Origin of the sequence: Pseudomonas sp. B21-051 (assembly GCF_024748795.1) — a bacterium.
Taxonomy (GTDB): domain Bacteria; phylum Pseudomonadota; class Gammaproteobacteria; order Pseudomonadales; family Pseudomonadaceae; genus Aquipseudomonas; species Aquipseudomonas putida_A.
Map to the genome: position 1 here is coordinate 1599138 of NZ_CP087166.1, position 25860 is coordinate 1624997.

A 25860-nucleotide genomic window follows, 5' to 3' on the forward strand; every position below is an offset into this window, starting at 1 on the left:
GCTCCCTCGCCACAGACAGTAGGTGGCCGCAGGTTTATGTTGCATCGACTAGACCGCCGCCGAGCCGACGCGGCCCTTGCGCAGTGCATCGATGACCGCTTCTTTCGGGCCGTCGGCGACGACCCGGCCGTTGTCCAGTACCAGCAGCCGGTCCACCAGACTCAACATCGAGGTGCGGTGGGTGACCAGCAGCAGGGTCTTGCCTTGCACCCAGCCGTGGAGCTTCTGGCGCAGCAGGTCTTCGCTGCTGTTGTCCATGGCGCTGGTGGGTTCATCGAGCAGCATGATCGGTGGGTCGAGCAGCAAGGCCCGGGCCAGCAGCACGGCCTGGCGTTGGCCACCGGAGAGCAACTGTCCGCGCTCGCCCACCGGCCGGTCGAAACCTTGCGGATGCTGGCGCGCCAGCTCGGTGACGCCGGTCAGTTCGGCGACTTCGAGCATGCGCGAATCGCTGATGTAGCGGGCGCCGAGGGTCAGGTTGTCGCGCAGGCTGCCGGCCAAAAGCGGCAGGTCGTGGGCGACATAACCGATCTGCTGGCGCAGGTCGGCGACATCCAGCTGCCGCAGGTCGAGACCGTCAAGCAGCAACTGGCCTTCTTCGGGCTCATAGAAACCCATCACCAGCCGCGCCAGGGTGCTTTTGCCGGAACCGCTGCGGCCAATGATGCCGATCCGCTCGCCGGGTTTCATGCTGAAGCTGATGTTGCTCAGCGCCGGCGCATTCTGGCCGTTGTAGTGAAAGGTCACGCCGCTGACGTCCAGCGCACCTTGCAATTGCGTGCGTTCCAGCGGCCGCTGCTTGCCATCGCGCTCCTGTGGCAGGCCCATCAGCGCGTCGGTGCTTTTCATGGTCAGTTGCGCTTGCTGGTAGCGCGTGATCAGTCCGGCGATCTGCCCCAGCGGCGCGAGCACCCGGCTGCCGAGCATGTAGCTGGCCACCAGCGCACCGACGCTGAGGTTGCCGGCGATGATGCTGTAGACCCCGGCGACAATCGTCGCCATCCCGGAAAACTGCTGAATGAACAGCGTGCCGTTGGTTGCCAGCGCCGAGAGGTTGCGCGCATGGCTGTCGAGGCGGGTGAGGGCGCCGTGGGTGCTTTCCCATTTGTGCTGGCGCTCGCTTTCGGCGCTGCAGGCCTTCAGGGTTTCCAGGCCGCCGAGGGTTTCGATCAGCAGCGCCTGCCGTTCGGCACCGAGGCTCAGGCTTTTCTGCACGGTGTCGCGCAGGCGCACCTGAATCGCCAGGGCAAAAATGATCGTGAGCGGAAACGCCAGCAGCGGAATCACCACCAGCCAGCCGCCGAGCAGGCCGATCACCACCAGCATCAACACCACGAACGGCAGGTCGATCAGGCTGGTCAGGGTCACCGCCGTGAGGAATTCGCGCAGGCCCTGAAAGTCATGAATGCTCTGGGCAAAACCGCCGATGGTCGCCGGCCGCGCCTTCATCGCCATGCCGGTGATGCGCTCGAACAAAGTCGCGGAAAGGATCACATCGGTTTTCTTGCCGGCGGTATCGAGCAGATGCGCGCGCACCACCCGCAGCACCAGTTCGAAACCGGTGCCGATCAGCAGGCCGATCGCCAACACCCACAGGGTCGAAGTGGCCTGATTCGGCACCACGCGGTCGTAGGTCTGCATGACGAACAGCGGCACCATCAGGCCTAAAAGGTTGATCAGAAAACTGGCGAGGATCGCGTCGCTGTACAGCCATTTCGACAGCTTGAGGGTGTCGCGAAACCAGGCGTGGACCCGCGGCACCAGCGGTGAACGCAAGTCTTCGAGTTCGTGGCGCGGACGGGCGAACAAGGCCTGACCGCTGTAGTGTTCGGCGAGTTCTTCGCGCTCGACCCATTGCTCGCCGCCATCGGCTTCGCTGGGCAGGATCAGCGCCTTGCCGTCATCGGCGAACCGTCGCAGCACGGCGGTACGGCCGTCCTTGAGCAGCAACAGGATCGGCAGATTCAGCGGTGAGATGTCTTTCAGTTCACGCCGTAACAAACGCGCCTGCAAACCGGCCCGGGCTGCGGCGCGGGGCAGCAGGTCCAGGCTCAGGCGTTGCTTGTTCAGGGGCAGCCCGGCACTCAGGCTGGCGCGACTGACCGTCGCGCCGTGGAGCTTGCAGAGGATCAACAGACCGTCGAGCAACGGGTCATCGAAGCTCAGCCGCGGATCGTTCCCGGAGTGTCCGCCTTCGGCCATGCTGGTCATATTGATCGCCCCTGTTGAACGGACTCGACTATCGACACATCTCCCCTGTAGGAGCTGCCGAAGGCTGCGATCTTTTGATTTTGCTTTTGCAGATCAAGATCAAAAGATCGCAGCCTTCGGCAGCTCCTACAGGGGTTACCTCATTTCAGCTCGGGCAGGCGCGCTTCATTTTTCACCTCGGTTGCGGCGATCGCATCGGCCGGCAGCACCACCCGTTGCTTGCTCAGCAACTGGCCCATGTTCGCCAGCACGCGGTACATCGAATATTCCTCGGTGTAGCGGATTTCGGTGTAGCGGCGGTTGGCGTTGTAGAGCTCGTTTTCACTGTCGAGCAAGTCGAGAAGGGTGCGTTGGCCGAGGCCGAACTGATCCTGATACGCCGCGCGCACACGCTTGGTGGTCTCGGCGTATTCGCGGGCGGTCGGGGTCTGCTTGTTCGCGTTGACCATGGCGTTCCATGCCAGGTGGATGTTCTCGTTCAACTGGCGCAGGGCGTTGTTGCGGATGTCCATCGCCTGATTGATCTGGTGCGCATCGGAGGCCAGACGAGCCTTGTCGCTGCCACCACGGAACAGGTTGTAATTCATGATCACGCCGACGCGCCATTCGTTATCGTGGCCTTCATCCCCCTGTACGTTGTTGTTCGCACCCACCGCCGCCTCGGCGTCGAAACGCGGGTAGAACGGCGACTTGGCGACTTCGTACTGGCTCTCGGCCGACTGCACGTCCGCCTGCGCAGATTTCAGGTAAGGGTTGTTCTCGACCATGCTCTGCTGGGCTTCCGGCAGGCTGGTGGGGATTTCGCCGCGAGTCGACGGTGGCGCTTCCAGTTCATCGGGCATGCGCCCGACCACGGCGTAGAAGTTCGATTCGGCGTCGGCCAGATCGACTTCAGCGGTGTCGAGGTTGTTCTGCGCCAGCGCCTTACGGGCGACCGACTGATCGGAGTCGGCGGTGCTGCCGATGCCGCGCTGGGTGCGCAGGCCGATCTGATCGTTGACGCGCAAGTGCGCTTGCAGGTTGTTCCTGGCCAGCGTCACCAGTTCACGGCGCTTGAGCACTTCGAGGTAGACCTCGATGGTGCGCAGCGCCAGATCCTGAGCGGTGCCTTGCGCGTAATAGGCGCGCGAGTTGGACACGCCCTTGGTGCGCTCGACCTCGTTGGCGGTGTTGAAGCCGTCGAAGATCATTTGCCGCAGCCGTAGCTCGGACTGGGTGTAATTGAGGATTTCGGTGTGGTGATTACCGAAAGCCCGGGTATTGGTGTTGTCGCTGTAACCGCGCCCGTAAGCGGCATTCAAATCGACGGACGGATAGAAGCCACCCTTGGCGACTTTCACCTGTTCATCGGCCGACAGTTTGGCGTCCACGCGCGAGGCGAGGTCCGGGTGGGTGGCGATGGTGCTTTGAATGGCTTCGGTCAGATTCATGGCCTGGGCTTGGGAAGTGCAAGCCATGGCCAGCAAAACCGCGCTGCAGAGGGGGGTTAGTACGCGCATGGGGTGCATCTCCCTGATCCTGATGGTGCGTTACTGTCGCCAAATATTTGACGATATTTTGAGGTGTAAGCGTTTCACTCTTGTAACAACAGAGCTAAGAACATCCTGAAGCGTAGCTAAGAAAAAATTTTCATAAGGCTTATGCCGAAAAAAACTTATGCGCTTGGCGAAAACCGGCACATTGTTCAGGGCGAAAGCCTTTGTTTCATGCGCTTTAGGGAGCACAAAAAGGCTTGAGGAAAGTTCCATTCACTTTGCGACATACGGCGAAGTACTGCTGAAGGGGAGGGACGCGTAGCGGCAGATGAGCGACAGATTTTTGTCACTCGGGTGATTCACCACCGTTACGTAGCGCTAGTGGGTTTGCTGCATCGATCAGGAGTCCGAAGTGTTTGAAAGCACTGAAGTTTCCTCGTTTGCCCAACCTGCGAAACGAACTGTCGAGGTGCGAGCGTCGCCCCGACAACCCGATTGAGCCATGGGCTGCTTCGCGAACCAGTGCCGACGGTGGTCGGCAGCGGAGGAATTTCACATGGCAACGCTCATCGGGATCGTCACTAAAGTCATTGGTCAGGTTTTTGCGCAGGGCACCGACGGCACTCGCCGCGCCCTGGTCGAGGGCGACCGCTTGTTTGCCGGCGATCAAGTGATCACCGGCGCAGAAGGTGCCGTCGCCATTCATCTGCAAAATGGCCACGAGTTGACCCTGGGCCGCGACAGCAGCATGACCATGTCCGGGCAGCTGCTGGCCAATCAGGCGGTGCACATTGATTCCCCTGAAGCGCTGACGCCGAGCGAAGCGCAACTGACCGATGTCGAGCAGATTCAGAAAGCCATCGCCGCCGGCGAAGACCCGACCAAAGCGGCAGAGGCCACCGCGGCCGGCCCGAATGCACCGGGCGGCGCGCCAGGTGAGTTGGGTGGCGGCCACAGTTTTGTCCTGCTGACGGAAGTCGGTGGGCGCGTGGATCCGGTGATTGGCTTCCCGACCGCCGGTTTCAATGGCATTCCCGAGTTTCCCGAAGAGCGGCATAACGCAGTCATCGACAATGGCGACAACACGCCGATCGTGCCGCCGCCGGTCAACAACCTGGTAACCCTCAGTGGCCTCGCCGTGCCTGGCGGTGAGCTGACCCTCAATGAAGCCAACCTGCCTGCCGGCTCCTCGGCCAACCCCGTCGCGCTGACCCAGAGCGGCAGCTTCACGGTGTCGGCGCCGGACGGTCTGAGCAGCCTGAACATCGGCGGTATCAACGTGATCAGCGGTGGTGTGGCGGCCGGTTTCCCGCAGTCGATCACCACACAACTGGGCAATACCCTGACCATCACCGGGTATAACGCCAGCACCGGCGTGGTCAGCTACAGCTACACCCTCAACGGCAACGACGCCCATCCGGCCGGTGACGGCGCCAACAGCCTCAGCGAACATTTCACCGTGACCGCAGGCGATAGCAATGGCGACAGCGCCACCGGCTCGCTCGACGTCAACATCATTGATGACGTGCCCAAAGCGGCGAATGACAGCAACGCCAACACCGCCTCGGAAACCCTGCTAACCCTCACCGGCAACGTCCTTACCAACGACGTGCAAGGTGCCGACCGTGTGCCCACCGGGCCCGTCACTGCCGGCACTTTCACCGGTACTTTCGGCACGCTAGTGTTGAATGCCAATGGCACATACACCTACACCCTCAACACCAGCGACGCAGACTTCAAAGCGCTGCACGGTGGCGGCAATGGCACCGAGACTTTCACCTACACCCTCACCGATTCGGACGGCGATACCAGTACCGCGAATCTGGTTTTGCAGATTCACAACAACGACGATCCGGTGGTCATCAGCGGCCTGGACGTAAACGGCGGCGAGCTGACGGTTTATGAAAAAAACCTCAGCAGCGGCAGCGAGCCGGATTCCAGTGCGCTGACCCAGAGCGGCACGTTCACCATCACCGCACTGGATGGCGTCACCACGCTGACCGTCGGCGGCATTGCCGTGGTCACCAACGGCGTAGCCGCAGGCTTCCCGCAATCGGTGACTACACCGCTGGGCAGCACGCTGACCATCACTGGTTTCAATGCGACCACCGGGGTGGTGAGTTACAGCTACACCCTCGATCACAACGATGCGCATCCGACCGGCAACGGTGCCAATACCTTGCCTGAGCAATTTGCTGTCACCGTGGTGGACGACAACGGCACCACCGCTAATGCGACCCTCGACGTCAATGTGGTCGACGACCTGCCTAAAGCGGTGAACGACAGCAACGCCAACACCGCGTCGGAAACCAATCTGACTCTCACCGGCAACGTCCTGACCAACGACGTGCAAGGCGCCGACCGCGTACCCACCGGCCCAGTGACTGCCGGTACTTTCACCGGCACCTACGGCACTCTGGAACTGCACACCGACGGCACCTACACCTACACGCTCAACCCCACCGACGCCGACTTCAAAAACCTGCACGGCGGCGGCAACGGCACCGAGACTTTCACTTACACCATCACCGATTCCGACGGCGATGCCAGCACCGCCAACCTCGTTTTGCAGATCCACAACAACGACGATCCGGTGGTCATCAGTGGCCTGGATGTGAACGGCGGCGAGCTGACGGTTTACGAAAAAAACCTCGGCACCGGCAGCGCGCCGGACGCTAATGCACTGACCCAAAGCGGCACCTTCACCATCACCGCTCTGGACGGCGTCACCACACTGACCGTCGGCGGCATAGCCGTGGTCACCAATGGCGTGGCCGCGGGCTTCCCGCAATCGGTCACTACACCGCTCGGCAGCACGCTGACCATCACCGGTTTCAACGCGGCCACCGGTGTTGTGAGTTACAGCTACACGCTGGATCACAACGACGCCCACCCCACCGCCAACGGCGCAAACAACCTGCCCGAGCAATTCGCCGTAACGGTAGTGGACGACAACGGCACCACCGCCAACGCGACCCTCGATGTGAACATCATCGATGACCTGCCAAAAGCCGCGAACGACAGCAACGCCAATACCGCGTCAGAGACCAATCTGACCCTCACCGGCAATGTGCTGACCAACGACGTGCAAGGCGCCGACCGCGTACCGACCGGCCCAGTGACTGCCGGGACTTTCACCGGCACCTACGGCACCCTGGAACTGCACACCGACGGCACCTACACCTACACGCTGAACACCACCGACGCCGACTTCAAAAACCTGCACGGTGGCGGCAATGGCACCGAAACCTTCACCTACACCATCACCGATTCGGACGGCGATACCAGCACCGCCAACCTCGTCCTGCAGATCCACAACAACGACGATCCCGTGATCATCAACGGGCTCGACGTCAATGGCGGTGAACTCACCGTCTACGAGAAAAATCTCACTGACGGCAGCGCACCGGATTCCACTGCGTTGACCCAAAGCGGCACGTTCACCATCACTGCGCTGGACGGCGTGACGACCCTGACCGTCGGTGGCATCGCCGTGGTCACCAACGGTGTAGCCGCAGGCTTCCCGCAATCGGTGACCACACCGCTCGGCAGTACGCTGACCATCACCGGTTTCAACGCCACCACCGGTGTCGTCAGCTACAGCTACACCCTGGTTGACAACGAAGCACACCCAACCGCCAACGGCGCCAACAATCTGCCTGAACAGTTCGCCGTCACCGTGGTGGACGACAACGGCACCACCGCCAACGCCACCCTCGACGTCAACATCATCGACGACCTGCCAAAAGCGCTGAACGACAGCAACGCCAATACTGCGTCGGAAAGCCAGTTGACCCTGACCGGCAACGTCCTGACCAACGATGTGCAAGGCGCCGACCGCGTGCCCACCGGCCCGGTCACCGCCGGTACTTTCACTGGCACCTATGGCACGCTGGAACTGCACACCGACGGCACCTATACCTACACGCTGAACACCAACGACGCCGACTTCAAAAACCTGCACGGCGGCGGCAATGGCACGGAAAATTTCACCTATACCATCACTGACTCGGACGGCGATACGAGCACCGCCAACCTCGTCCTGCAGATCCACAATAACGACGATCCGGTGACCCTCAACGGTCTCGACGTGAATGGTGGCGAACTCACGGTCTACGAAAAAAATCTCAGCGACGGCACCAGTCCCGATACGTCGGCGCTGACTCAGAGCGGCACCTTCACCGTGACCGCGCTCGACGGTTTGCAAACCCTGACCGTGGGCGGCATCAACGTCGTCACCGGTGGTGTGGCCGCGGGTTTCCCGCAATCGATCGTCACGCCGCTGGGCAGCACGCTGACCATCACCGGCTACAACCCGGCGACTGGCGTGGTCAGCTACAGCTACACACTGGTCGATAACGAAACCCATCCGAACGGCAACGGCGCCAACAGCATCACCGAGAACTTCAACGTGGTGGCGACTGACACTGACGGCAGCACCGCCAGCGGCCAGATCAATGTCAACATCATCGATGACCTGCCCAGTGCTCATCCAGATGCGGCGTCGGTGGCGGAGGGCGGCACCGTCAGCGGCAATGTGCTCGACAATGACATCGGCGGCGCCGACGGCCCGGCGGTGACTGGCGCGGTGGTCGGTGTGCGCGCCGGCTCCGACACCTCGACCTCGGCCATCGGCGGCCTCAACAGCAACATCAATGGCACTTACGGTTACCTGACGCTGGACACCAACGGCAACGCGGTCTATCACAGCAACCCCAATGCCGTGAACGGCCCCGGTGCGGTGGATGTGTTCACCTACACCGTGCGCGATTCCGATGGCGATGAAAGCACCACCACCATCACCATCGATGTCGCCAACAGCAAGCTGTATGCGACCAGCGACACCGACGTCACCGTCTACGAAAAAGCCCTCGACCTGACCAAGGACGGCGCCGATCTGGCCCCGGGTACGGTCATCGGCAGCGATCCGACCAACACTGGCGAAACCGCCTCCGGCACACTGGTCGGTTCGGTCACCGGTGCGGTCGGCGCCATCAGCTATGCGCTGGTCGGCAGTGCCACCGGCAACTTCGGGCAGATCGTGCTCAACCCCAACGGCACTTACACCTACACCCTGACCTCGCCCGCGACCACCACACCGCATGCCGACGACGGGGCCAATACCCTGACTGAAACCTTCACCTATCAGGCCACCGATTCGCTGGGCAATGTGGTCACCAGCACCATCGTCGTCAGCATCGTCGATGACGTGCCCAAGGCGATGAACGACAGTAACGCCACCAGCGCCTCGGAAACCCAGTTGACCCTGACCGGCAACGTGCTGACTAACGACGTGCAAGGCGCGGACGTGGTCACCACCGGACCGAATGCCGGGCCGATCACCGCCGGTACCTTCACCGGGACTTACGGCACGCTGGTGCTCAATGCCAACGGCACTTACACCTACACGCTCAACCCGGCTGATGCCGATTTCAAGGCGCTGCACGGTGGTGGAAACGGTACCGAGACATTCACCTACACGCTCACCGATGCCGACGGCGATACCAGCACCGCCAACCTGGTGCTGAACATCCACAACAACGACGATCCGGTGGTGCTCAACGGCCTTGACGTCAATGGCGGCGAACTCAGCGTCTACGAAAAAAACCTCAGTGACGGCACCAGCCCCGATACTCCGGCGCTGACCCAGAGCGGTACCTTCACCGTCACTGCCCTGGATGGCCTGCAAACCCTCACCGTCGGTGGTATTGCCGTCGTGACCAACGGGGTCGCCGCAGGCTTCCCGCAATCGGTGGTGTCGCCGCTGGGCAGCACGTTCACCGTCACCGGTTACAACCCGGCGACCGGCGTGGTCAGCTACAGCTACACGCTGGTGGACAACGAAAACCACCCGACCGGTAACGGCGCCAACAGCCTCACCGAAAACTTCAACGTGGTGGCGACTGACACCGATGGCAGCACCGCCAGCGGCCAGATCAACGTCAACATCATCGATGACCTGCCGACCGCCAGGGCCGACACCGGCTCGGTGGCGGAGGGCGGTACGGTCAACCTCAGCGTGCTCGGCAATGACGTCACCGGTGCCGATGGCGCAGCGGCGGGCGGGGCAGTGGTCGGCGTGCGTGCTGGCAGCAATACCGCGACTTCGGCCATCGGCGGCCTCAACAGCAACATCAACGGCACCTACGGCTACCTGACCCTCGACGCGGCAGGCAACGCCATCTACCACAGCAACCCGAACTCGGTGAGCCCGCCGGGCGCCACCGACACCTTCACCTACACCATCCGCGACGGTGACGGCGACGAAAGCACCACTACCATCACCATCAATGTCGCCGACAGCAAACTGGTGGCCTCGGTCGATCAGGACGTGACGGTCTACGAAAAAGCCCTCGACCTGACCAAGGACGGCCAGGACCTGGCCCCCGGCACGGTCACCGGCAGCGATCCGAGCAACACCGGCGAAACCGCCACCGGCACCCTGGTCGGCGCGGTCACCGGTGGCAGCGGGGCGCTCACCTACACCCTGGTCGGCAGCGCTGCCGGCACCTACGGGCAGATCCAGCTCAACGCCGACGGCACCTACACTTACACCCTGACCTCGGCGCCGAAAACCACGCCGAACGCCAACGACGGCGCCAATACCCTGAGCGAAAGCTTCACCTACAAAGCTACCGATGCACTGGGCAACAGCACCACCAGCACGATCGTGGTCAATATCGTCGACGACGTGCCCAAAGCCGTGCCGTCGGATCGCTCGGTGGCGGCGGTGGAGATCGATTCCAACCTGCTGATCGTCCTCGACATCTCCGGCAGTATGGCCGACGCCTCCGGTGTGCCGGGGCTGTCACGGCTGGCGCTGGCCAAGCAGGCCATCAGTGCCTTGCTCGATAAATACGATGACCTCGGTGATGTGAAGGTGCAGCTCGTCACCTTCAGCAGTAATGCCACTGACCGGACTTCGGTGTGGGTGGATGTCGCGACGGCCAAGTCCATACTCGCCGGCCTCACCGCCGGTGGCGGTACCAACTACGACGCTGCCGTGGCGGTGATGCAGACCGCGTTCAACACCTCGGGCAAACTCACCGGGGCGCAGAACGTCGGCTACTTCTTCTCCGACGGCAAGCCCAACGAAGGCGACATCAATGCCGCTGATGAGGCAGCGCTGAAAAACTTCCTCGATGCCAATAACATCAAGAACTACGCCATCGGTCTGGGCAGCGGCGTGAGCAACGCCAACCTCGATCCGCTGGCCTATGACGGCATCAGCCACACCAACACCAACGCGGTGGTGGTCACCGATCTCAATCAGCTCAACTCGGTGCTGTCGGGCACCGTTGAAGGCGCCCCGGTCACCGGTTCGCTGCTGGGCGAGGGCGGTACCTTCGGCGCCGATGGCGGCTTCATCAAATCCATCGTGGTCGACGGCACCACCTACACCTATGACCCGCGCGCCAACAGCGGCCAGGGTTCGTTGACTGCATCCGGCGGCACCAACCACGGCACGTTCAACACCGTGAACAACACGATCAGCATCGCCACCAACAACAGCGGCACGCTGGTGATCAACCTCGACACCGGTGACTACAGCTACACCTCGCAAAAAACCACAACCACGGTGATCACCGAGAATATCGGCTTCACCCTCAGCGACAACGACGGCGACCTCGCCAGCTCGACGCTGACCGTGAAAGTCATCCCCAACTCGCCACCGGTGGCGACGGACGACCACGTCATCACCAACGTGCTGTCGAGCAACATCACCGTGCCGGGCGAACTGTTGCTGGCCAACGACACCGATCCGGACGGTGACACGCTCAACGCTTCGCCGACCAGCTTCAACACCGGTTGGGTGGCCAAGGGTGCGGACTTCACCGGTACCGGTGCGATCAACTTCGCCGGCACCGGCAACACCGCCGCCAACCAGGCCCTGGCCGACGTGCGCAACGCGTTCGCCGCCAACACCGCCGCGATGACCGCCGTGCTGGTGGTCAGCGGTTACCTCGGTGCGGTAACCAACGCCAATGCCAACGATGAAGACCTGATCACCGTCAAACTGAAACAGGGCGAAACGCTGAACCTGGATCACAACCTCGCGGCCGGCCATGTCACGATGGAGTACTCGGTCAACGGCGGCGCGTTCGTCAGCATCGCCGACGGCGGCACCATCACTGCCGGTGCCGATGGCACCTACCAGATCCACGTGACCAACATCAGCAACACCAGCGGCAGCAATCCGACGGCAGCGGAAAACTATCAACTGACCATGACGGTCAACTACGCCGGCGCCCACGACGTGACGCCGGATTTCCACGGCACCTACACCGCCAATGACAACCATGGCGGCAGCGACACGGCCAACGTCAGCATCACCTATCAGGATGGCCACACCCTCACCGGCACTGCCGGGGATGACATTCTGGTGGCGGGCACCGGCAACAACATCCTCAATGGCGGCGACGGCAACGACGTACTGACCGCCGGGTCCGGCAATAACGAGATGCACGGCGGCCCGGGCAACGACTTGCTCTACAGCGGCCCGGGCAACGACATTCTCGACGGCGGCACCGGCATCGACACGCTCAGCTATGCCCATGCCACCGCCGGGGTCACGGTCAACCTCGGTCTGCTCGGTGCGCAAAACACCCTCGGCGCCGGCACCGACACGATCAGTAATATCGAGAATCTGGTCGGCTCGAACTTCAACGACACCCTGACTGGCGACAACAATAACAACGTGATCAACGGCGGCCTGGGTAACGACACCCTCAACGGTGGCGGTGGAGATGACCTGCTGATCGGCGGCATGGGCAACAACACCCTGACTGGCGGGGCCGGCGCGGACACCTTCCAGTACCTCAAGGGCAACAGTGGCCACGACACCATCACCGACTTCACCCCCGGCACCGACAAGCTCGACCTGTCGCAACTGCTGCAAGGTGAAAACGGCACCACGGCGTCGCTCGACGATTACCTGCACTTCACCGTCACCGGCAGCGGCGCCTCGGTGCTCACCAGCATCGACGTCAGCGCCCTGGCCGGCGCCACGCCGAACCAGACCATCGACCTGGCCGGCGTCAACCTCGCCAGCCACTACGGCGTGACCCCGGGAGCGGGAGGGGTGGTGGCCGGCGGGCACGACACGGCGACGATCATCAGCGGGATGCTCAATGATCATTCACTGAAGGTGGACACGGTGTGATCAAGGCCTGAAACGACAAAACCCGCCGCTCCGGTAAATCGGAACGGCGGGTTTTTTCTGCCTGACGGAATGTGTTGCCTGTGAGTCAGCCTTCGCGAGCAAGTCGAATCAAGGGGGGGCAATGCTCACCTGCCTCGAACGGAATGCACCCAATCCCCTGTAGGAGCTGCCGCAGGCTGCGATCTTTTGCCGTTGCTCTTCTCGGCTTCCATCAAGATCAAAAGGTCGCAGCCTCGTTGCACTCGACAGCTCCTACAGAGGTAATCCTCAACTGAATGCACTCAGTCAAATTGTGGGAGCCAGCCTGCTAGCGGTCGCGGTCGATCAATCAACATCAGGACGTGTTCGTTCGGCGAAGCCAACGGCCACAGTCCTTGAAGAACTCAGGATTTGCGCAACGTCTTCTGCCGCAAGATATAAACCGTCACCAACACCGCACTGGTCAACATGAATCCCCGTGCCCACGGCAGTGGCACCAGGTAACAGGAGAACAGAATGCTCGCCCACATCAATCCGATCGCGTAGACCTTGCCCTTGAGCGGTATGCCGTTGCCGTCGAGGTAGTCGCGGATCCATGGCCCGAGCCGGGGATGCTCGACCAGCCAGTGATAGAAACGCGGAGAGCTGCGCGCGAAGCAGGCTGCGGCGAGCAGCAGGAAAGGGGTGGTGGGCAGAACAGGCAGGAAAATCCCGATCACCCCCAATGCCACGCTGAACCAGCCGACGGCCAGCAGCAAGTAGCGCAACATCAGGGGGCGGTTGCCTATGGGGTTGTCCATAGGCTGTGTCTTAGTGGTGACGTGGCTTGAGGATCGCCGGTTTTTCGTCCGGGGCCTGGCACAGCAGGTACAGCGCGGTCAGGGCTTCCGGGATCTGCACGATCATGTCGTCCATCAGGTTGGCGTCCTTGGCGATGTCTTCGAACTCTGGCTGCTCGTCGAACAGGCCCGAACCGACCATGATCGGCAGGAGCATTTCGCTGACTTCTTCTTCGGCGGTCTCGAACCAGGCGGCTTCGCGCAGGAACACGCCTTCCATGAAGCCGATGCACCAGCCGCGCAGCTCGGAGTCGTCCGGCTCGTCGCCCAGGTCCAGATCGCACGGCAGTTCGAATTCTTCGTCGGACGCCAGTTGACGGGCGATGTGCGCCTTGAGGCCGATCAGGGTGGCTTCGATCTCTTCGCGCTGGGCCTCGCTGCTGTAATGCGGCTCTTCGGCGAACAGGGCGTCGATCCATTCACGCTCGGGTACGTCTTCTGCACAGATCGACAGGGCGGTCAGGTAACCGTGGGCGGCCACGTAATCCAGCGCCTCTTCGTGCAGCTCGTCGGCGTCGAGAAAGACTTGCAGGCGGGTTAGTTGCTCAGCGAAGGACATTACGGGGCTACCTTGGGGGAATAAACAATGCGGGAATTCTAGGCCTTCTTGCGCGCTCAAGCCAGCCGCATGGCAGATTTGCCCCGCCACGGCCTGCAGATCCACCGAGGATCCCTGTAGGAGCTGCCGAAGGCTGCGATCTTTTGACCTTGATCTTGAAAAACAAAATCAAAAGATCGCAGCCTTCGGCAGCTCCTACAGGGGGAGGTGCAGGAATGAGTCTTCTCAGCGGCACCCCTCGTCGGGGAGGCCTCGGGTATACTGCCGCGTTTTGCGCTCCCTGCTCGTATTGCGGTGGTCTGGCAATGCGCTCTTACGTTTTGTTTAAGCAGCTGTGGCTGTCCTGAACCAGCCTGAGCAGGGATGTTTCGGTAGATTTCTGGAGTTTTTATGCTCGAACAGGCTCAACGCGTCCTCAAGGACATCTTCGGCTACGACAGTTTCCGTGGCCGTCAGGGTGCAATCATTGAGCGCGTGGCCAGCGGCGGTGATGCGCTGGTGCTGATGCCTACCGGTGGCGGCAAGTCCCTGTGCTTCCAGGTCCCGGCGCTGCTGCGCGACGGCCTGGCGGTGGTGGTGTCGCCGTTGATCGCCTTGATGGACGATCAGGTCGCCACGCTCGAAGAGCTGGGCGTGGCTGCCGCCGCGCTCAACTCCACCTTGAGCGCCGAACAGCAGCGCGATCTGGCGGCGCGGATCAAGCGCGGCGAAGTGAAGATGCTGTATCTGGCACCCGAGCGTCTGGTGCAGCCGCGCATGCTGTCATTTCTGCAGGGCTTGAACATTGCCCTGTTCGCCATCGACGAGGCGCACTGCGTGTCGCAATGGGGCCATGATTTCCGCCCGGAATACCTGCAACTGGGCCAGTTGGCGGAAATGTTCCCCGACGTACCGCGCATCGCCTTGACTGCCACCGCCGACAAGCGTACCCGCGAAGAAATCGTCACCCGCCTGCACCTGCAGAACGCCGAGCGCTTCCTGTCGAGCTTCGACCGACCGAACATCTTCTACCGCATTGTGCCCAAGGAGCAGCCGCGCAAGCAGTTGCTGGCGTTCCTCGCCGAGCGGCGCAGCGATGCCGGCATCGTCTACTGCCTGTCGCGCAAGAAAGTCGAGGAAGTCGCCGCGTTCCTCAGCGAGCAGGGCTTCCCGGCGCTGCCGTATCACGCCGGGCTGCCCAACGATTTGCGCGCCTATCACCAGAAGCGCTTCCTCAACGAGGAGGGCCTGATCATGGTCGCCACCGTGGCGTTCGGCATGGGCATCGACAAGCCCAACGTACGCTTCGTCGCGCACCTCGATCTGCCGAAATCCCTTGAGGCCTACTATCAGGAAACCGGTCGCGGCGGCCGTGATGGCCTGCCGGCGGACGCGTGGATGGCTTACGGTCTGCAAGACGTGGTGATGCTCAAGCAGATGCTGCAGAACTCCGAGGGCGACGAGCGCCACAAGCGTCTGGAACAGCACAAGCTCGACGCGATGCTCTCGCTCTGCGAAGAAACCCGCTGCCGCCGGCAGACGCTGCTGGCGTATTTTGACGAAGACATGCCCGAGCCGTGCGGCCACTGCGACAACTGCGTCGACGGCGTGCAGACCTGGGACGCCACCGAGCCGGCGCGCCAGGCGCTGTCGGCGATCTATCGCACCGGCCAGCGCTATGGCGTCGGCCATCTGGTGGACGTGTTGCTGGGCAAGGACAACGAAAAGGTTCGCAGTTTCGGCCATCAGCACCTGTCGGTGTACGGCGTCGGCAAGGCGCTGAGCGAGAGCGAATGGCGCTCGCTGTTCCGGCAACTGGTGGCCCGTGGTCTGGCCGACGTCGATCACGAGGGCTATGGCGGTTTGCGCTTGAGCGACACCTGTCGGCCGTTGCTCAAGGGCGAGGTGACGCTGGAACTGCGCCGCGACCTCAAACCGCAGGTCACCGCCAAGACCGCCAGCAAGAGCCCGGCCAGCCAACTGGTGCGTGGCGAAGAGCGCGAACAGTGGGAAGCCCTGCGTGCGCTGCGACGCAAACTCGCCGAGGAGCATGGCGTGCCGCCGTACGTCATCTTCCCCGACTCGACCCTGCTGGAAATGCTCCGCAGCCAGCCGACCTCGCTGGCCGACATGGCGCGGGTCAGCGGCGTTGGTGCGCGCAAGCTGGAACGTTACGGCGAAGCCTTCCTCGAAGTGCTCGGCGGCGAGGCCGAGGCGCCGAAAGTGGTGGCCGATGTGCGCCACGAACTGATCACCCTGGCCCGCGCCGGCATGACCCCGATGCAAATCGCCGGGCAGTTGCAGTGCTCGGAAAAGAACGTCTACACGATGCTCGCCGAGGCCATCGGCAAACAGCAGTTGTCGCTGGAGCAGGCGCTCGACCTGCCTGAAGAACTGATGGGCGAAGTGCAGGACGCGTTCCTCGGCGGCGAGGGCGAGTTGCCGTCGGTCGCTGAAGTGGCCGAGCTGTTCGCCGGTCGGGTTCCGGAAGGCGTTCTTTACTGCGTAAGGGCTGCGCTGCAATCGGAATTCGAAATGTAAGACGGCGATTGCGCCAACCGTAAGGCAGTTGTAACGATTCAGTACAGGTCGGCTCTTGCCTATAGCCAAATGTCATGCTTAGCTGACTAATAATTAGTTTTTCTCTATTTGTCAGTCTACTCATGAGTGTTTTATGCCGTTAACCGATCAACACCGCTTTGGCATGCAACTGGCCCAGATGTCCCGTGGCTGGCGTGCCGAACTGGACCGCCGGCTGGCCGGTCTGGGTTTGTCCCAGGCCCGCTGGCTGGTGCTGCTGCATCTGGCGCGTTTCGAAGACGCGCCGACCCAACGTGAGCTGGCGCAAAGCGTCGGTGTCGAAGGGCCGACCCTCGCGCGCTTGCTCGACAGCCTGGAAAGCCAGGGCCTGGTGCAACGTCAGTCGGTGATGGAAGATCGCCGGGCGAAAAAAATCGTGCTCTGCGCCCCGGCGCTGCCGCTGATCGAACAAATCGAAACCATTGCCACACAGTTGCGTCACGAATTGTTCGAAGGCGTCGACGAGGCGGATTTGAAGGTGTGCATGCGCGTTCACGGGCACATTCTGGGCAACCTGGAAAAATCTTGAGGCATAAACTGCACAGAGGTTTTTTGAGGGATCGCGCTGAGCAGACTATAAGAACTACTGGGCAATATCGTGTTCGTACCGGATGTGCGAACGCATAGAAACCGGTTTTGCTTATTTAAGGGATGCTCATGCTCGCAAGTCGGCACGTGGTACTGCGCGGTGGCGCCAGATGGCTGCTGGTCGCTGGTGTATTCAGCTATTCGACCTGGTCGATGGCGCTGGGGCTGGGGGACATTACCGTCCACTCGGCCCTCAATCAGCCGCTCAAGGCCGACATCGCGCTGGTGGATGCCGCGGGCCTCAGTGCCGGCGACCTCTCGGCCAGCCTGGCCACGGCTGATGAATTCGGCCGGGCCGGGGTCGAGCGGGTGTTCTTCCTCAATGACCTCAAGTTCACCCCGATCCTGCATGGCAATCGCCAGATGATCCGGGTGACCTCGCGCAAACCGGTCAATGAACCCTTTCTGAATTTTCTGGTGCAGCTCGATCAGCCCAATGGCCGCTTGTTGCGCGAGTACACGCTGCTGATCGATCCGCCCGGATCGCCGAGCATCGTGCCGGCCACCGACGAGCCCGATCCACGCCCGCAATCCTCTGAATTCCCCACCGTCGAGCCCGCCACGGCGGCGCCTCAGGCTGCTCAGGGCAAGCGCGACGCCGCCCCTTCAGCGCCACCCGCTCCGGCGGCGCCAGCCAACGATGCCGTGGCCGAGCAATTGGCGGCCAGCGTGTTACTCAATCAGCAGCTGCAAAAGACCGTCGAGGAACTCAACGCCAGACTGCAGGCGCAGGATGTGCAGATTGCCGACGGCAAAAAGCAGATCAGTGATCTGCAAACGCGTTTGAGCGAACTGCAACAGCCGCCGGCACCGGCCCTCACGCCGCCAACTCCCGCGCCAGTCATCACCGCGCCTGAAGCTGCCGACGATGGCCTCAACTGGCCGCTGCTCGGTGGCTTGCTGATGCTGCTGGGATTATTGGGTGCCGGGCTGTTCGTACGACGTCGGCGGCAACTGGTGGAGGGCGCGGCGCCACTGGCAGCTCTGCCGGCAGATCGGCAAACAGATCCTGAAGAGCCGCCAACCACTCAATCGGCGAGCATCCGCGCAGCCACCGAACACCGTGAAGAACCGGCGGCCGGCGATGTGCTGGAGGCGGTGGGGATCTATCTGGCTTATGGTCGTTTGAGTGAGGCGGTCGGGTTGTTGCGCAATGCCATGGACAAGGAGCCCGAGCGCACCGAGTTGGGTGTGCAATTGCTCGAAGTGTTGGGGCGCCAAGGCGACAGCGCAGCTTATGAACAACAGGAAAACCGCCTGCGTGATGCCGGGGTGGATCCTCAGCAACTGTCTGCGATCCGTGAGCGGCATCCAAAATTGACCGGCGCTGCGCCGATAACCCCGGCAGTGCCGATGGTCGCTGCTCCAGCGGTGGCGCCTGCAACACCGCCGCCCGAGGATGATTTCGAATTGAATCTGGGTGAGCTGTCGATGGCTTCCAGTTGGGATCTTGAGGACAGTCGCTCAGCACCTGAGCAGCCCGTAGAACGGTCTGCATCGAACTCCGATCTTGAAATCCTGCCAGCGGACTTCGAGTTGCCCGAAACCGGGGCCAGCGAAGAGACGGAGCTGGAGTGGATCCCCGAACCGGATGCGCAGCCGCTGGACGATGACTTTCTCAACGAGTTCGGTGATCCTGAGCAATCGCTGGTGCTGGAACCGCTGGAGCTTGGGGGCACTGAGCCGGAACACGGTTCTGAGAAGCTCGAACAGGCGCAGACTTGCATTGATGACGGGGATATCGACAGCGCTATTGCCTTGCTCAATGAGTTGCTCAAGGAGGGGGACGAACCCCTCAAGCAAACGGCGCGGACGTTACTCGCGGGTATTCGCTGATGGTTGAGTCACCGGTATTGTGCGGTGACTGGACTATCGCCTTCGCGAGCAAGCTAGCTCCCACAGTTGGAATGCGTTCCATTGTGGGAGCGAGCTTGCTCGCGAAGGCGTCAGGGCCGACAACATCGATCCACCTGAATGATCAGAACGTCTGCCCCAGATTCAAATAAACCGCCTGCTCATTCGCATCATTCAAGCCATAGGTGAAGTTCAGCGGTCCCAACGGCGTATCGAAGCCGATAAACACGCTGGCGGCATTGATGTAGCCGCTGTCGAATTCATTGTCGTTGTTCCACGCCCGCCCACGTTCCAGCGAAGCCCCGGCATACAGCGGGAAGTCCAGCGGCAGATAGGAACGCGGCGTCAGCCGGCGGTAGTACACCGCGCGCATCAGGCTGACGTTTTGCCCTGAAATCGAATCCTCGCGAAAACCGGATAACTGCCGTGCACCGCCGAGCAGGAAGCTCGACGTCACCACGTTGGCATCGTCCAGCGTTCGGCCATAACGGCCGCCGAGAATCAGCGTATCCGGGCCATGGCTCATGGCTTTATCGAGCTTGAATTCCCATTGCCGGTAGCGCGTGTCCGAACCCAGGCCCGGTTCGAATTGCATCAGGGTCAGGCTGACGTCCTTGCCCTCGTGGGGGAAGTAGACGTTGTCCAGCGAGTCGAACGAGTATTTCAGTGAGTAGAAACCTTCAGTGAAGTTTTCCCTCGGCAGATCCTGATCGCCGATCCGCACATCCGCTTTGCCCCAAGCCTCACCGACCCCGAGACGGATTTCGCCATTGTTGCCGATCTGCCGGCCGAAATTGAGGCCGAAACCATAGCGCTCGACGCGGTATTGGGCGATCGGATCGTTGTCGAGTATTGAATCGACGTTCTGCGCTTCAAACGCAGCATACGGGGCGACGAAGTAGCGTGAACCGACGTCCAGCGGTTGATAGAACTCGGTATACAGTTCCTGCTTGTCACCGATCTGCGCGCGGGTCAGCCATTCCGCGCCGAGGCGGTTGATGCCGTTGATGCGGTAACTGGCGCCGAGGTTGAAGGCGCTGTCACCGCGCATGTCGTCCGACAGATTAAGGCCGACCCGCAGATAATCGGTGCCGCTGCGTTTGCCCCGGGCGCTGATCACCAGCGTGTGATCCTGGCCCTTGTGCACCACGCGGTACTGCACCTGTTCGAAGTAGTCGAGGCCGTACAGCGTGCCCATGTCCGAATGCAGCCGACCAAGGTCCAGCGGTTCGCCGATCGGCTGACGAATGTAATAGCGAATCACGTCGTCGCCGACTTTCGAATCGTTCTCGACCCTGATCGCGGTGATGATCGGCGTGCGCTGGCCCGGGGCGCGGGCCGCATTGAGTTCGGCGTCCTGGGATTCCTGAGGTTTGAGCTGAGCGAGGCGGGCGTCGAGAATCCGCGTGGCGCGGTAACCGGCGTCGATCATTTCCTGGGCCTTGCCGAAATCGGTCACGCCGAATGCCGCCAGCGCAGGCTGGATCAGCACGTCGCTGGGTTTGAGGGCGGCCAGTTGCTCTTCGGAGTTGCGCCGGGTCATCAGGGTGATCGACTGGTTCAGCACATCAACCACGGTGGTCAGTTGCTTGCGGTTGCGCAGCGGGGTGCCGATGTCGACCACGATCGCCACATCAACGCCCATCTCCCGCGCGACGTCGAGCGGGATGTTATCGGTCATGCCGCCGTCCACCAGCAGCCGCCCGTCGAGTTCGACTGGGGCGAACACCGCCGGGATCGACATGCTGGCGCGGATCACCTGCGGCAGGTGGCCTTTGCGGAACACCACTTTTTCGCCATTGGCGATGTCGGTGGCCACGGCTCGGAAGGGAATCGGCAGTTTGTCGAAGTCGCGGGTGTCACTGGTGTGCGCCAACAGGCTCTCCAGCATCAGCGCCAGGTTCTGGCCCTGAATCACCCCCAGCGGCAGGCCGAGGCTACCGTCATCGCGAAAACTCAGTTGCTGTTTCACCAGAAAATCGCGGTCGTCCTGCTTGCGGCGAAACGGCACGTCCTCGCGTGGCGGCGCGTCGGACAGTGCCTGCTGCCAGTCGATGTTCAGCGCGAGTTTTTCCAGTTCGTCGATTTTGTAGCCCGAGGCATACAGGCCGCCAACCACCGCGCCCATGCTGGTGCCAGCAATCGCGTCGATCTTGATCCCTTGTTCCTCGAGGGCCTTGAGCACACCGATGTGCGCCAGGCCACGAGCGGCACCGCCGGACAGCACCAGGCCGACTTTCGGACGTGGCGCTTCGGCGGCATGCACGGTGACATTAGCAAAGAGGGGCAGAAAGCCAAGCAGCAGACAGAACAGCAAACGGCGCATGGTGAGTCTCGGGGCAAGCGATAAAGCCGGCTATTATAGCGGCGCCCTCTGTCTCAGGAGTTTCAGCGAACATGTCTGCTGCAAAACCGGAAATCGTCATCACTTATTGCACCCAATGCCAGTGGCTGCTGCGCGCCGCGTGGCTGGCACAGGAACTGCTCAGCACCTTCGGCGACGACCTCGGCAAGGTCTCGCTGGTGCCGGGCACCGGCGGGGTGTTTCACATCAGCTGCGACGATGTGCAGATCTGGGAACGCAAGGCCGACGGCGGTTTTCCCGAGGCCAAGGTGCTCAAGCAGCGAGTGCGCGATCAGATCGATCCTGCGCGCGACCTCGGCCACAACGATCGCTCTCAGTGAGACGCGGCTTCGGCGGCGACGGTTTTCTTGTCGGCGCTGCCTGACATCCGCGCCGAGACCACGATGGCGATGATGATCAGCGCGCCACCGATCAGCATGCGCACGGTCGGGTTTTCATCGAACAGCAGCCAGGCGACGGTGATGCCGTAAACCGGCTCCATGGCGAACACCACGGCGGCGGTGCGCGCCTTGATCACCGCGAGGCTGGCGACGAACAGGCTGTGGGCGACCCCGGTGCAGAACACTCCAAGCAGGCCGATCCACAGCCAGTCCATCGCGCGTACTTCGCTCAGTTGCGGGGCAGCGACCGGCAGCAGACACAGCGCCACCACCACGTTCTGGCACAACGCGGCCTGCACCGCCGGGATGCGTCCGGAACTGGCACGGTTGGTCAGCGACAGCAGGGCGAACAGCAAGCCCGACAGCACCGCCCAGAGCAATCCGGTGGTGGCGCCGCTGGCCAGATCGAACGCCGGAGTTACCAGCACCAGACCGACGCTGACCAGCACCACCAGCACGATTTCATTGGCGCGGATGCGTTCGCGGAAGATCAGCCCTTCGAGAATCACCGTGAACGCCGGGAAGCTGGCAAAGCCCAGCGTCGCAATCGCCACGCCGGCGACTTTTACCGCGATGAAAAAACTCACCCAGTGCCCGGCCAGCAACACGCCGCTGAGCACCAGGCGCCGCCAGTCGACCGCCTGCAGCTTCTGCCAGCCGTACTGGCTGGCGAAGCGGGCGAAAAAGGCCAGGGCGAGCACGGCAAACGCTGCACGTCCGAAGACGATCACCGCCGGCGAGGCAGCCGCGAGTTTGCCGAACACACCGGTCAGGCCGAACATCAGAGCGCCGATATGCAGGGCGCCGAGGGCGGTACGCGGAGTCATTGCAATCCTTAATCCGAACACAGATTCAATGTAGGAGCTGCCGCAGGCTGCGATCTTTTGATCTTGAAAAGTCACAAGATCGCAGCCTGCGGCAGCTCCTACAGGTGAAGCACATTGAAGCGTTTTACGGCGCAGAAGTCTGTCGGCGAACTAGCGTTTTTTGTCGCTGGAATCGCGGCGCAACTGGCCGGGTGAGGCGCCGAACTCTCGCAGCACGGCGGCCGAGAAGGCACTTTGCGAGCTGTAGCCGACCCGACTGGCAATTTCGCCGATCGGCAACGCGGTCTCGCGCAACAGACCAACCGCCTTGTGCAGCCGTCGGCGGCGAATGTAGTCCATCGGCGTCTGCCCGCATTCCGCCATGAACCGTGCGTGCAGCCGGGCGCTGGACAAGCCGGCGACCTGCGCCAGATCGGCCACTTGCAGCGGGTAGGCGGCGTATTGCTCGATGTGCGCATCCAGCGCCGCATACGGCAGGCGCCGCGCCGAGAGTTCGGCAGGTCTGGCGTGATTCAGGCTGGCCAGCAGCAACACCGCGCCTTGCTGGGCGATCAGCGGATCCGTGACCGGGCTGTTCGCCAGCCAGTTGACCAATTGGCTTTGCCCGGCATCAAGTGACAATCGCGCAGGCTGGTCGAGCAAGCGCTGACTGGCGTCGGCGTGCTCGCCCAGCGAATCGTTCAGCCATGGCCCGTCCGGCACGTCCAGCACCAGACAACGGCTGCCATCGGGGCTGCCGCAAGCGTGATGCGCGCCGCCGGGAACCACCACGAAACTCTGCTGGCGTACCTGGCTGCCCTGACCCTCGACTTCGAAATCCAGCGCGCCGGACAGGCCGAACACCAGTTGCGCGTGGTCGTGACTGTGGACGATCAGGTCGTGGGTGTATTGGCGCAGAGTGAGGATCGGGCGCATGGCAGAGGTCTCCGAAGTGAGCGCCAGTCTACACCGGGCCGACGGGCTCGCGCGCTGTCACACGACTGACGCCTGCCTGTCATGGTCGATTCACCCGGCGCGTGCACAGTGGCGAAAACATCGCAGAGGGTTGCCCATGACCAGCGCCGAGCTTGCCAAACCCAGCCGCAAACAACGGGTGCGTACTTTGTGGATTTCCGACGTGCACCTGGGCACGCGGGATTGCCAGGCCGAGCACTTGTCGCAGTTTCTCAAGGGCTACCACGCCGACAAGATCTACCTGGTCGGTGACATCATCGACGGCTGGAAGCTGCGCGGCGGCATGTACTGGCCGCAGGCGCACACCAACGTGATCCGCCGCCTGCTGACCATGAGCAAGCGCGGCACCGAGGTGATCTACGTCACCGGCAACCACGACGAATTCCTGCGCCGCTATTCGAAGCTGATTCTCGGCAACATCCAGTTGGTCGACGAGGCTGTGCATGTCACGGCGGATGGCCGGCACCTGCTGGTGATCCATGGCGACCAGTTCGACGTGATCACCCGTTATCACCGCTGGCTGGCCTTCCTCGGTGACTCGGCCTACGAATTTACCCTGACCCTCAATCGCTGGCTCAATCACTGGCGAGCGCGTTATGGCTACGGCTACTGGTCGTTGTCGGCGTACCTGAAACACAAGGTGAAGACGGCGGTGAGTTTCATCAGCGACTTCGAAGAAGCCATCGCCCACGAATGCGTTAAGCGCGAATTGCACGGCGTGGTCTGCGGGCACATTCACCATGCCGAGATCCGCAAGGTGGGGGAGGTGGACTACCTCAACTGCGGCGATTGGGTGGAGTCGTGCACGGCGTTGATCGAGCACTGGGATGGCACGATCGAGCTGTATCGCTTGGCGGATGCGCAGGCGCGGGAGGCGCAGCTCAAGGCGGCCAAGGTTGCCGAGATCGCCTGAACGACACAGATCCCCTGTGGGAGCGAGCCTGCTCGCGAAAGCGTTACATCAGGCAAAGCAGCGTTGCCTGACACTACGCATTCGCGAGCAGGCTCGCTCCCACATTTTGAGTTGTGGTGTTCTCAGGCCGGGCTGTGTTCTTCCATCGCCGCCTTGTAGATCGAGTGCTTGGGCTGCGCAAACAGCCGCTCCAGCATCGGCTCGAAGAAGCTCAGCGGCAGGGTTTCATAGGCCGGGTCGAACGCCGCTGCATCGTACCTGGCGCAGAACTCCGCCGTAGCCTGATACTGCGGATGCGCGGCGAATTGCTCGCGCAGGTGCCGATCCATGCCCAGGTGATGGAAGAAGTAGTAGCCCTGAAAGACCCCGTGCTTCTCGACCATCCACAGGTTCTCGGCGCTGACGAACGGCTTGAGAATCGCCGCCGCGATGTCCGGGTGGTTGTAGGAGCCGAGGGTGTCGCCGATGTCATGCAGCAGCGCACAGACCACGTATTCCTCGTCACGCCCGTCGCGATAGGCACGGGTCGCGGTTTGCAGCGAATGGGTCAGGCGATCCACCGGGAAGCCGCCGAAATCGCCTTCGAGCAACTTCAGGTGCGCGACAATCCGTGACGGCAGTTGCCGGGCGTAAGCGCTGAAGTCCGCGGCGATGATCGCCCAGTCTTCTTCGGTGCCGTCCTGCATGTGGGTGAAGCGCGCATTGGCGTTCATCGGCAAGCCTCCAAGTGGGTCGGGTTTCAGAACGCCACGCGGCCGAGGATCATGTCGCGGTACATGACGAAATCACCGAGCAGGCTATACAGCGGATGCTGGAAAGTCGCCGGACGGTTCTTTTCAAAGAAGAAGTGGCCAACCCAGGCAAAGCTGTAACCGGCCAGCGGCAGGGCCAGTAACAGCAGCCACGCGCCTTTGGCGATGGTCATGGCCAGAATGAAAATCACCAGCGTGGTGCCGATGAAATGCAATCGTCGGCAGGTACTGTTGGCGTGTTCGCTGAGGTAATACGGGTAGAACTCGGCGAAAGTGTTGAATTGCTTGATGTTTTCCACGACTGCGATCTCTGTGGTTATTGTTCTGACGGCAAGTTGTTCGGCGGGTAGCTTATTTGAGTCTAGAGTGAACACTGGCATCAGCCAGTGACAATGGGCGCCACTTTAGTATCCTTCGCAAATCGGGTCGTCACATGCGATCC

General features: G+C 62.0%; 15 protein-coding genes. 6 read left to right on the top strand and 9 right to left on the bottom strand.

The window, feature by feature from the left end:
* Window positions 1-48: 48 nt before the first annotated feature.
* The gene (locus tag LOY52_RS07245) at window positions 49-2211 is read right to left on the bottom strand and encodes a type I secretion system permease/ATPase (RefSeq protein ID WP_258678920.1); all 2163 of its coding nucleotides are present in this window, start codon (window positions 2209-2211) and stop codon (window positions 49-51) included.
* A gap of 140 nt (window positions 2212-2351) precedes the next feature.
* Entirely contained in the window at window positions 2352-3710 is a 1359-nt protein-coding gene (locus LOY52_RS07250; protein ID WP_007962570.1) for a TolC family outer membrane protein, read from the bottom strand.
* A gap of 532 nt (window positions 3711-4242) precedes the next feature.
* Here LOY52_RS07250 and LOY52_RS07255 point away from each other — a divergent pair.
* The gene (locus tag LOY52_RS07255; RefSeq protein WP_258678921.1) at window positions 4243-12849 is read left to right on the top strand and encodes a retention module-containing protein; all 8607 of its coding nucleotides are present in this window, start codon (window positions 4243-4245) and stop codon (window positions 12847-12849) included.
* A gap of 383 nt (window positions 12850-13232) precedes the next feature.
* Here LOY52_RS07255 and LOY52_RS07260 read toward each other — a convergent pair whose 3' ends face one another.
* Window positions 13233-13628, bottom strand: coding sequence for a YbaN family protein (locus LOY52_RS07260; protein WP_258678922.1), 396 nt, complete (start codon window positions 13626-13628; stop codon window positions 13233-13235).
* A gap of 10 nt (window positions 13629-13638) precedes the next feature.
* Complete coding sequence (locus tag LOY52_RS07265) at window positions 13639-14226, bottom strand: YecA family protein (protein ID WP_007962155.1); 588 nt, start codon at window positions 14224-14226, stop codon at window positions 13639-13641.
* Between the two features lie 390 nt (window positions 14227-14616).
* Between LOY52_RS07265 and recQ the strand changes: the two genes are divergently transcribed.
* The 3 genes from recQ to LOY52_RS07280 all read left to right on the top strand — a co-directional run bounded on the left by recQ (window position 14617) and on the right by LOY52_RS07280 (window position 19209).
* The gene (recQ, locus tag LOY52_RS07270; RefSeq protein WP_258678923.1) at window positions 14617-16746 is read left to right on the top strand and encodes a DNA helicase RecQ; all 2130 of its coding nucleotides are present in this window, start codon (window positions 14617-14619) and stop codon (window positions 16744-16746) included.
* A 133-nt stretch (window positions 16747-16879) separates the two neighbouring features.
* Window positions 16880-17314, top strand: a complete 435-nt coding sequence (locus LOY52_RS07275; protein WP_027613988.1) for a MarR family transcriptional regulator — start codon at window positions 16880-16882, stop codon at window positions 17312-17314.
* 128 nt (window positions 17315-17442) lie between these two features.
* Window positions 17443-19209 (top strand): FimV/HubP family polar landmark protein, encoded by a 1767-nt coding sequence (locus LOY52_RS07280; RefSeq protein WP_258678924.1) that lies wholly within the window; start codon window positions 17443-17445, stop codon window positions 19207-19209.
* Window positions 19210-19351: 142 nt separating this feature from the next.
* Here LOY52_RS07280 and LOY52_RS07285 read toward each other — a convergent pair whose 3' ends face one another.
* A complete protein-coding gene (locus tag LOY52_RS07285; RefSeq protein ID WP_258678925.1) occupies window positions 19352-21553 on the bottom strand; it encodes a patatin-like phospholipase family protein in 2202 nt (733 codons plus the stop codon).
* A gap of 71 nt (window positions 21554-21624) precedes the next feature.
* Here LOY52_RS07285 and LOY52_RS07290 point away from each other — a divergent pair, with 71 nt between their 5' ends.
* Window positions 21625-21912 carry a SelT/SelW/SelH family protein gene (locus LOY52_RS07290; protein WP_258678926.1) on the top strand — a complete coding sequence of 96 codons (288 nt, stop codon included), beginning with the start codon at window positions 21625-21627 and terminating at the stop codon, window positions 21910-21912.
* On the opposite strand, the gene LOY52_RS07295 is transcribed toward LOY52_RS07290, so the two are convergent.
* A complete protein-coding gene (locus LOY52_RS07295) occupies window positions 21906-22799 on the bottom strand; it encodes a DMT family transporter (RefSeq protein WP_258678927.1) in 894 nt (297 codons plus the stop codon). The two genes, LOY52_RS07290 and LOY52_RS07295, sit on opposite strands and share 7 nt — an antisense overlap.
* Before the next feature lie 150 nt (window positions 22800-22949).
* Window positions 22950-23714, bottom strand: coding sequence for an AraC family transcriptional regulator (locus tag LOY52_RS07300; protein ID WP_258678928.1), 765 nt, complete (start codon window positions 23712-23714; stop codon window positions 22950-22952).
* Between the two features lie 136 nt (window positions 23715-23850).
* Here LOY52_RS07300 and LOY52_RS07305 point away from each other — a divergent pair, with 136 nt between their 5' ends.
* A complete protein-coding gene (locus tag LOY52_RS07305; RefSeq protein ID WP_007966031.1) occupies window positions 23851-24666 on the top strand; it encodes a UDP-2,3-diacylglucosamine diphosphatase in 816 nt (271 codons plus the stop codon).
* 122 nt (window positions 24667-24788) lie between these two features.
* Here the strand turns inward: LOY52_RS07305 and LOY52_RS07310 are convergent, their stop codons facing one another.
* On the bottom strand, window positions 24789-25379 hold the full coding sequence (locus LOY52_RS07310; protein WP_258678929.1) for an HD domain-containing protein: 591 nt from the start codon (window positions 25377-25379) through the stop codon (window positions 24789-24791).
* Between the two features lie 26 nt (window positions 25380-25405).
* A complete protein-coding gene (locus tag LOY52_RS07315; RefSeq protein ID WP_003222750.1) occupies window positions 25406-25717 on the bottom strand; it encodes a DUF962 domain-containing protein in 312 nt (103 codons plus the stop codon).
* Between the last annotated feature and the right edge of the window lie 143 nt (window positions 25718-25860).

Excerpts from the sequence above, each read along its gene's own strand:
- LOY52_RS07245 (WP_258678920.1), bottom strand. The coding sequence starts at position 2,211 with ATGACCAGCATGGCCGAAGGCGGACACTCCGGGAACGATCCGCGGCTG.
- LOY52_RS07250 (WP_007962570.1), bottom strand. The coding sequence starts at position 3,710 with ATGCGCGTACTAACCCCCCTCTGCAGCGCGGTTTTGCTGGCCATGGCT.
- LOY52_RS07255 (WP_258678921.1), top strand. The coding sequence starts at position 4,243 with ATGGCAACGCTCATCGGGATCGTCACTAAAGTCATTGGTCAGGTTTTT.
- LOY52_RS07260 (WP_258678922.1), bottom strand. The coding sequence starts at position 13,628 with ATGGACAACCCCATAGGCAACCGCCCCCTGATGTTGCGCTACTTGCTG.
- LOY52_RS07265 (WP_007962155.1), bottom strand. The coding sequence starts at position 14,226 with ATGTCCTTCGCTGAGCAACTAACCCGCCTGCAAGTCTTTCTCGACGCC.
- recQ (WP_258678923.1), top strand. The coding sequence starts at position 14,617 with ATGCTCGAACAGGCTCAACGCGTCCTCAAGGACATCTTCGGCTACGAC.
- LOY52_RS07275 (WP_027613988.1), top strand. The coding sequence starts at position 16,880 with ATGCCGTTAACCGATCAACACCGCTTTGGCATGCAACTGGCCCAGATG.
- LOY52_RS07280 (WP_258678924.1), top strand. The coding sequence starts at position 17,443 with ATGCTCGCAAGTCGGCACGTGGTACTGCGCGGTGGCGCCAGATGGCTG.
- LOY52_RS07285 (WP_258678925.1), bottom strand. The coding sequence starts at position 21,553 with ATGCGCCGTTTGCTGTTCTGTCTGCTGCTTGGCTTTCTGCCCCTCTTT.
- LOY52_RS07290 (WP_258678926.1), top strand. The coding sequence starts at position 21,625 with ATGTCTGCTGCAAAACCGGAAATCGTCATCACTTATTGCACCCAATGC.
- LOY52_RS07295 (WP_258678927.1), bottom strand. The coding sequence starts at position 22,799 with ATGACTCCGCGTACCGCCCTCGGCGCCCTGCATATCGGCGCTCTGATG.
- LOY52_RS07300 (WP_258678928.1), bottom strand. The coding sequence starts at position 23,714 with ATGCGCCCGATCCTCACTCTGCGCCAATACACCCACGACCTGATCGTC.
- LOY52_RS07305 (WP_007966031.1), top strand. The coding sequence starts at position 23,851 with ATGACCAGCGCCGAGCTTGCCAAACCCAGCCGCAAACAACGGGTGCGT.
- LOY52_RS07310 (WP_258678929.1), bottom strand. The coding sequence starts at position 25,379 with ATGAACGCCAATGCGCGCTTCACCCACATGCAGGACGGCACCGAAGAA.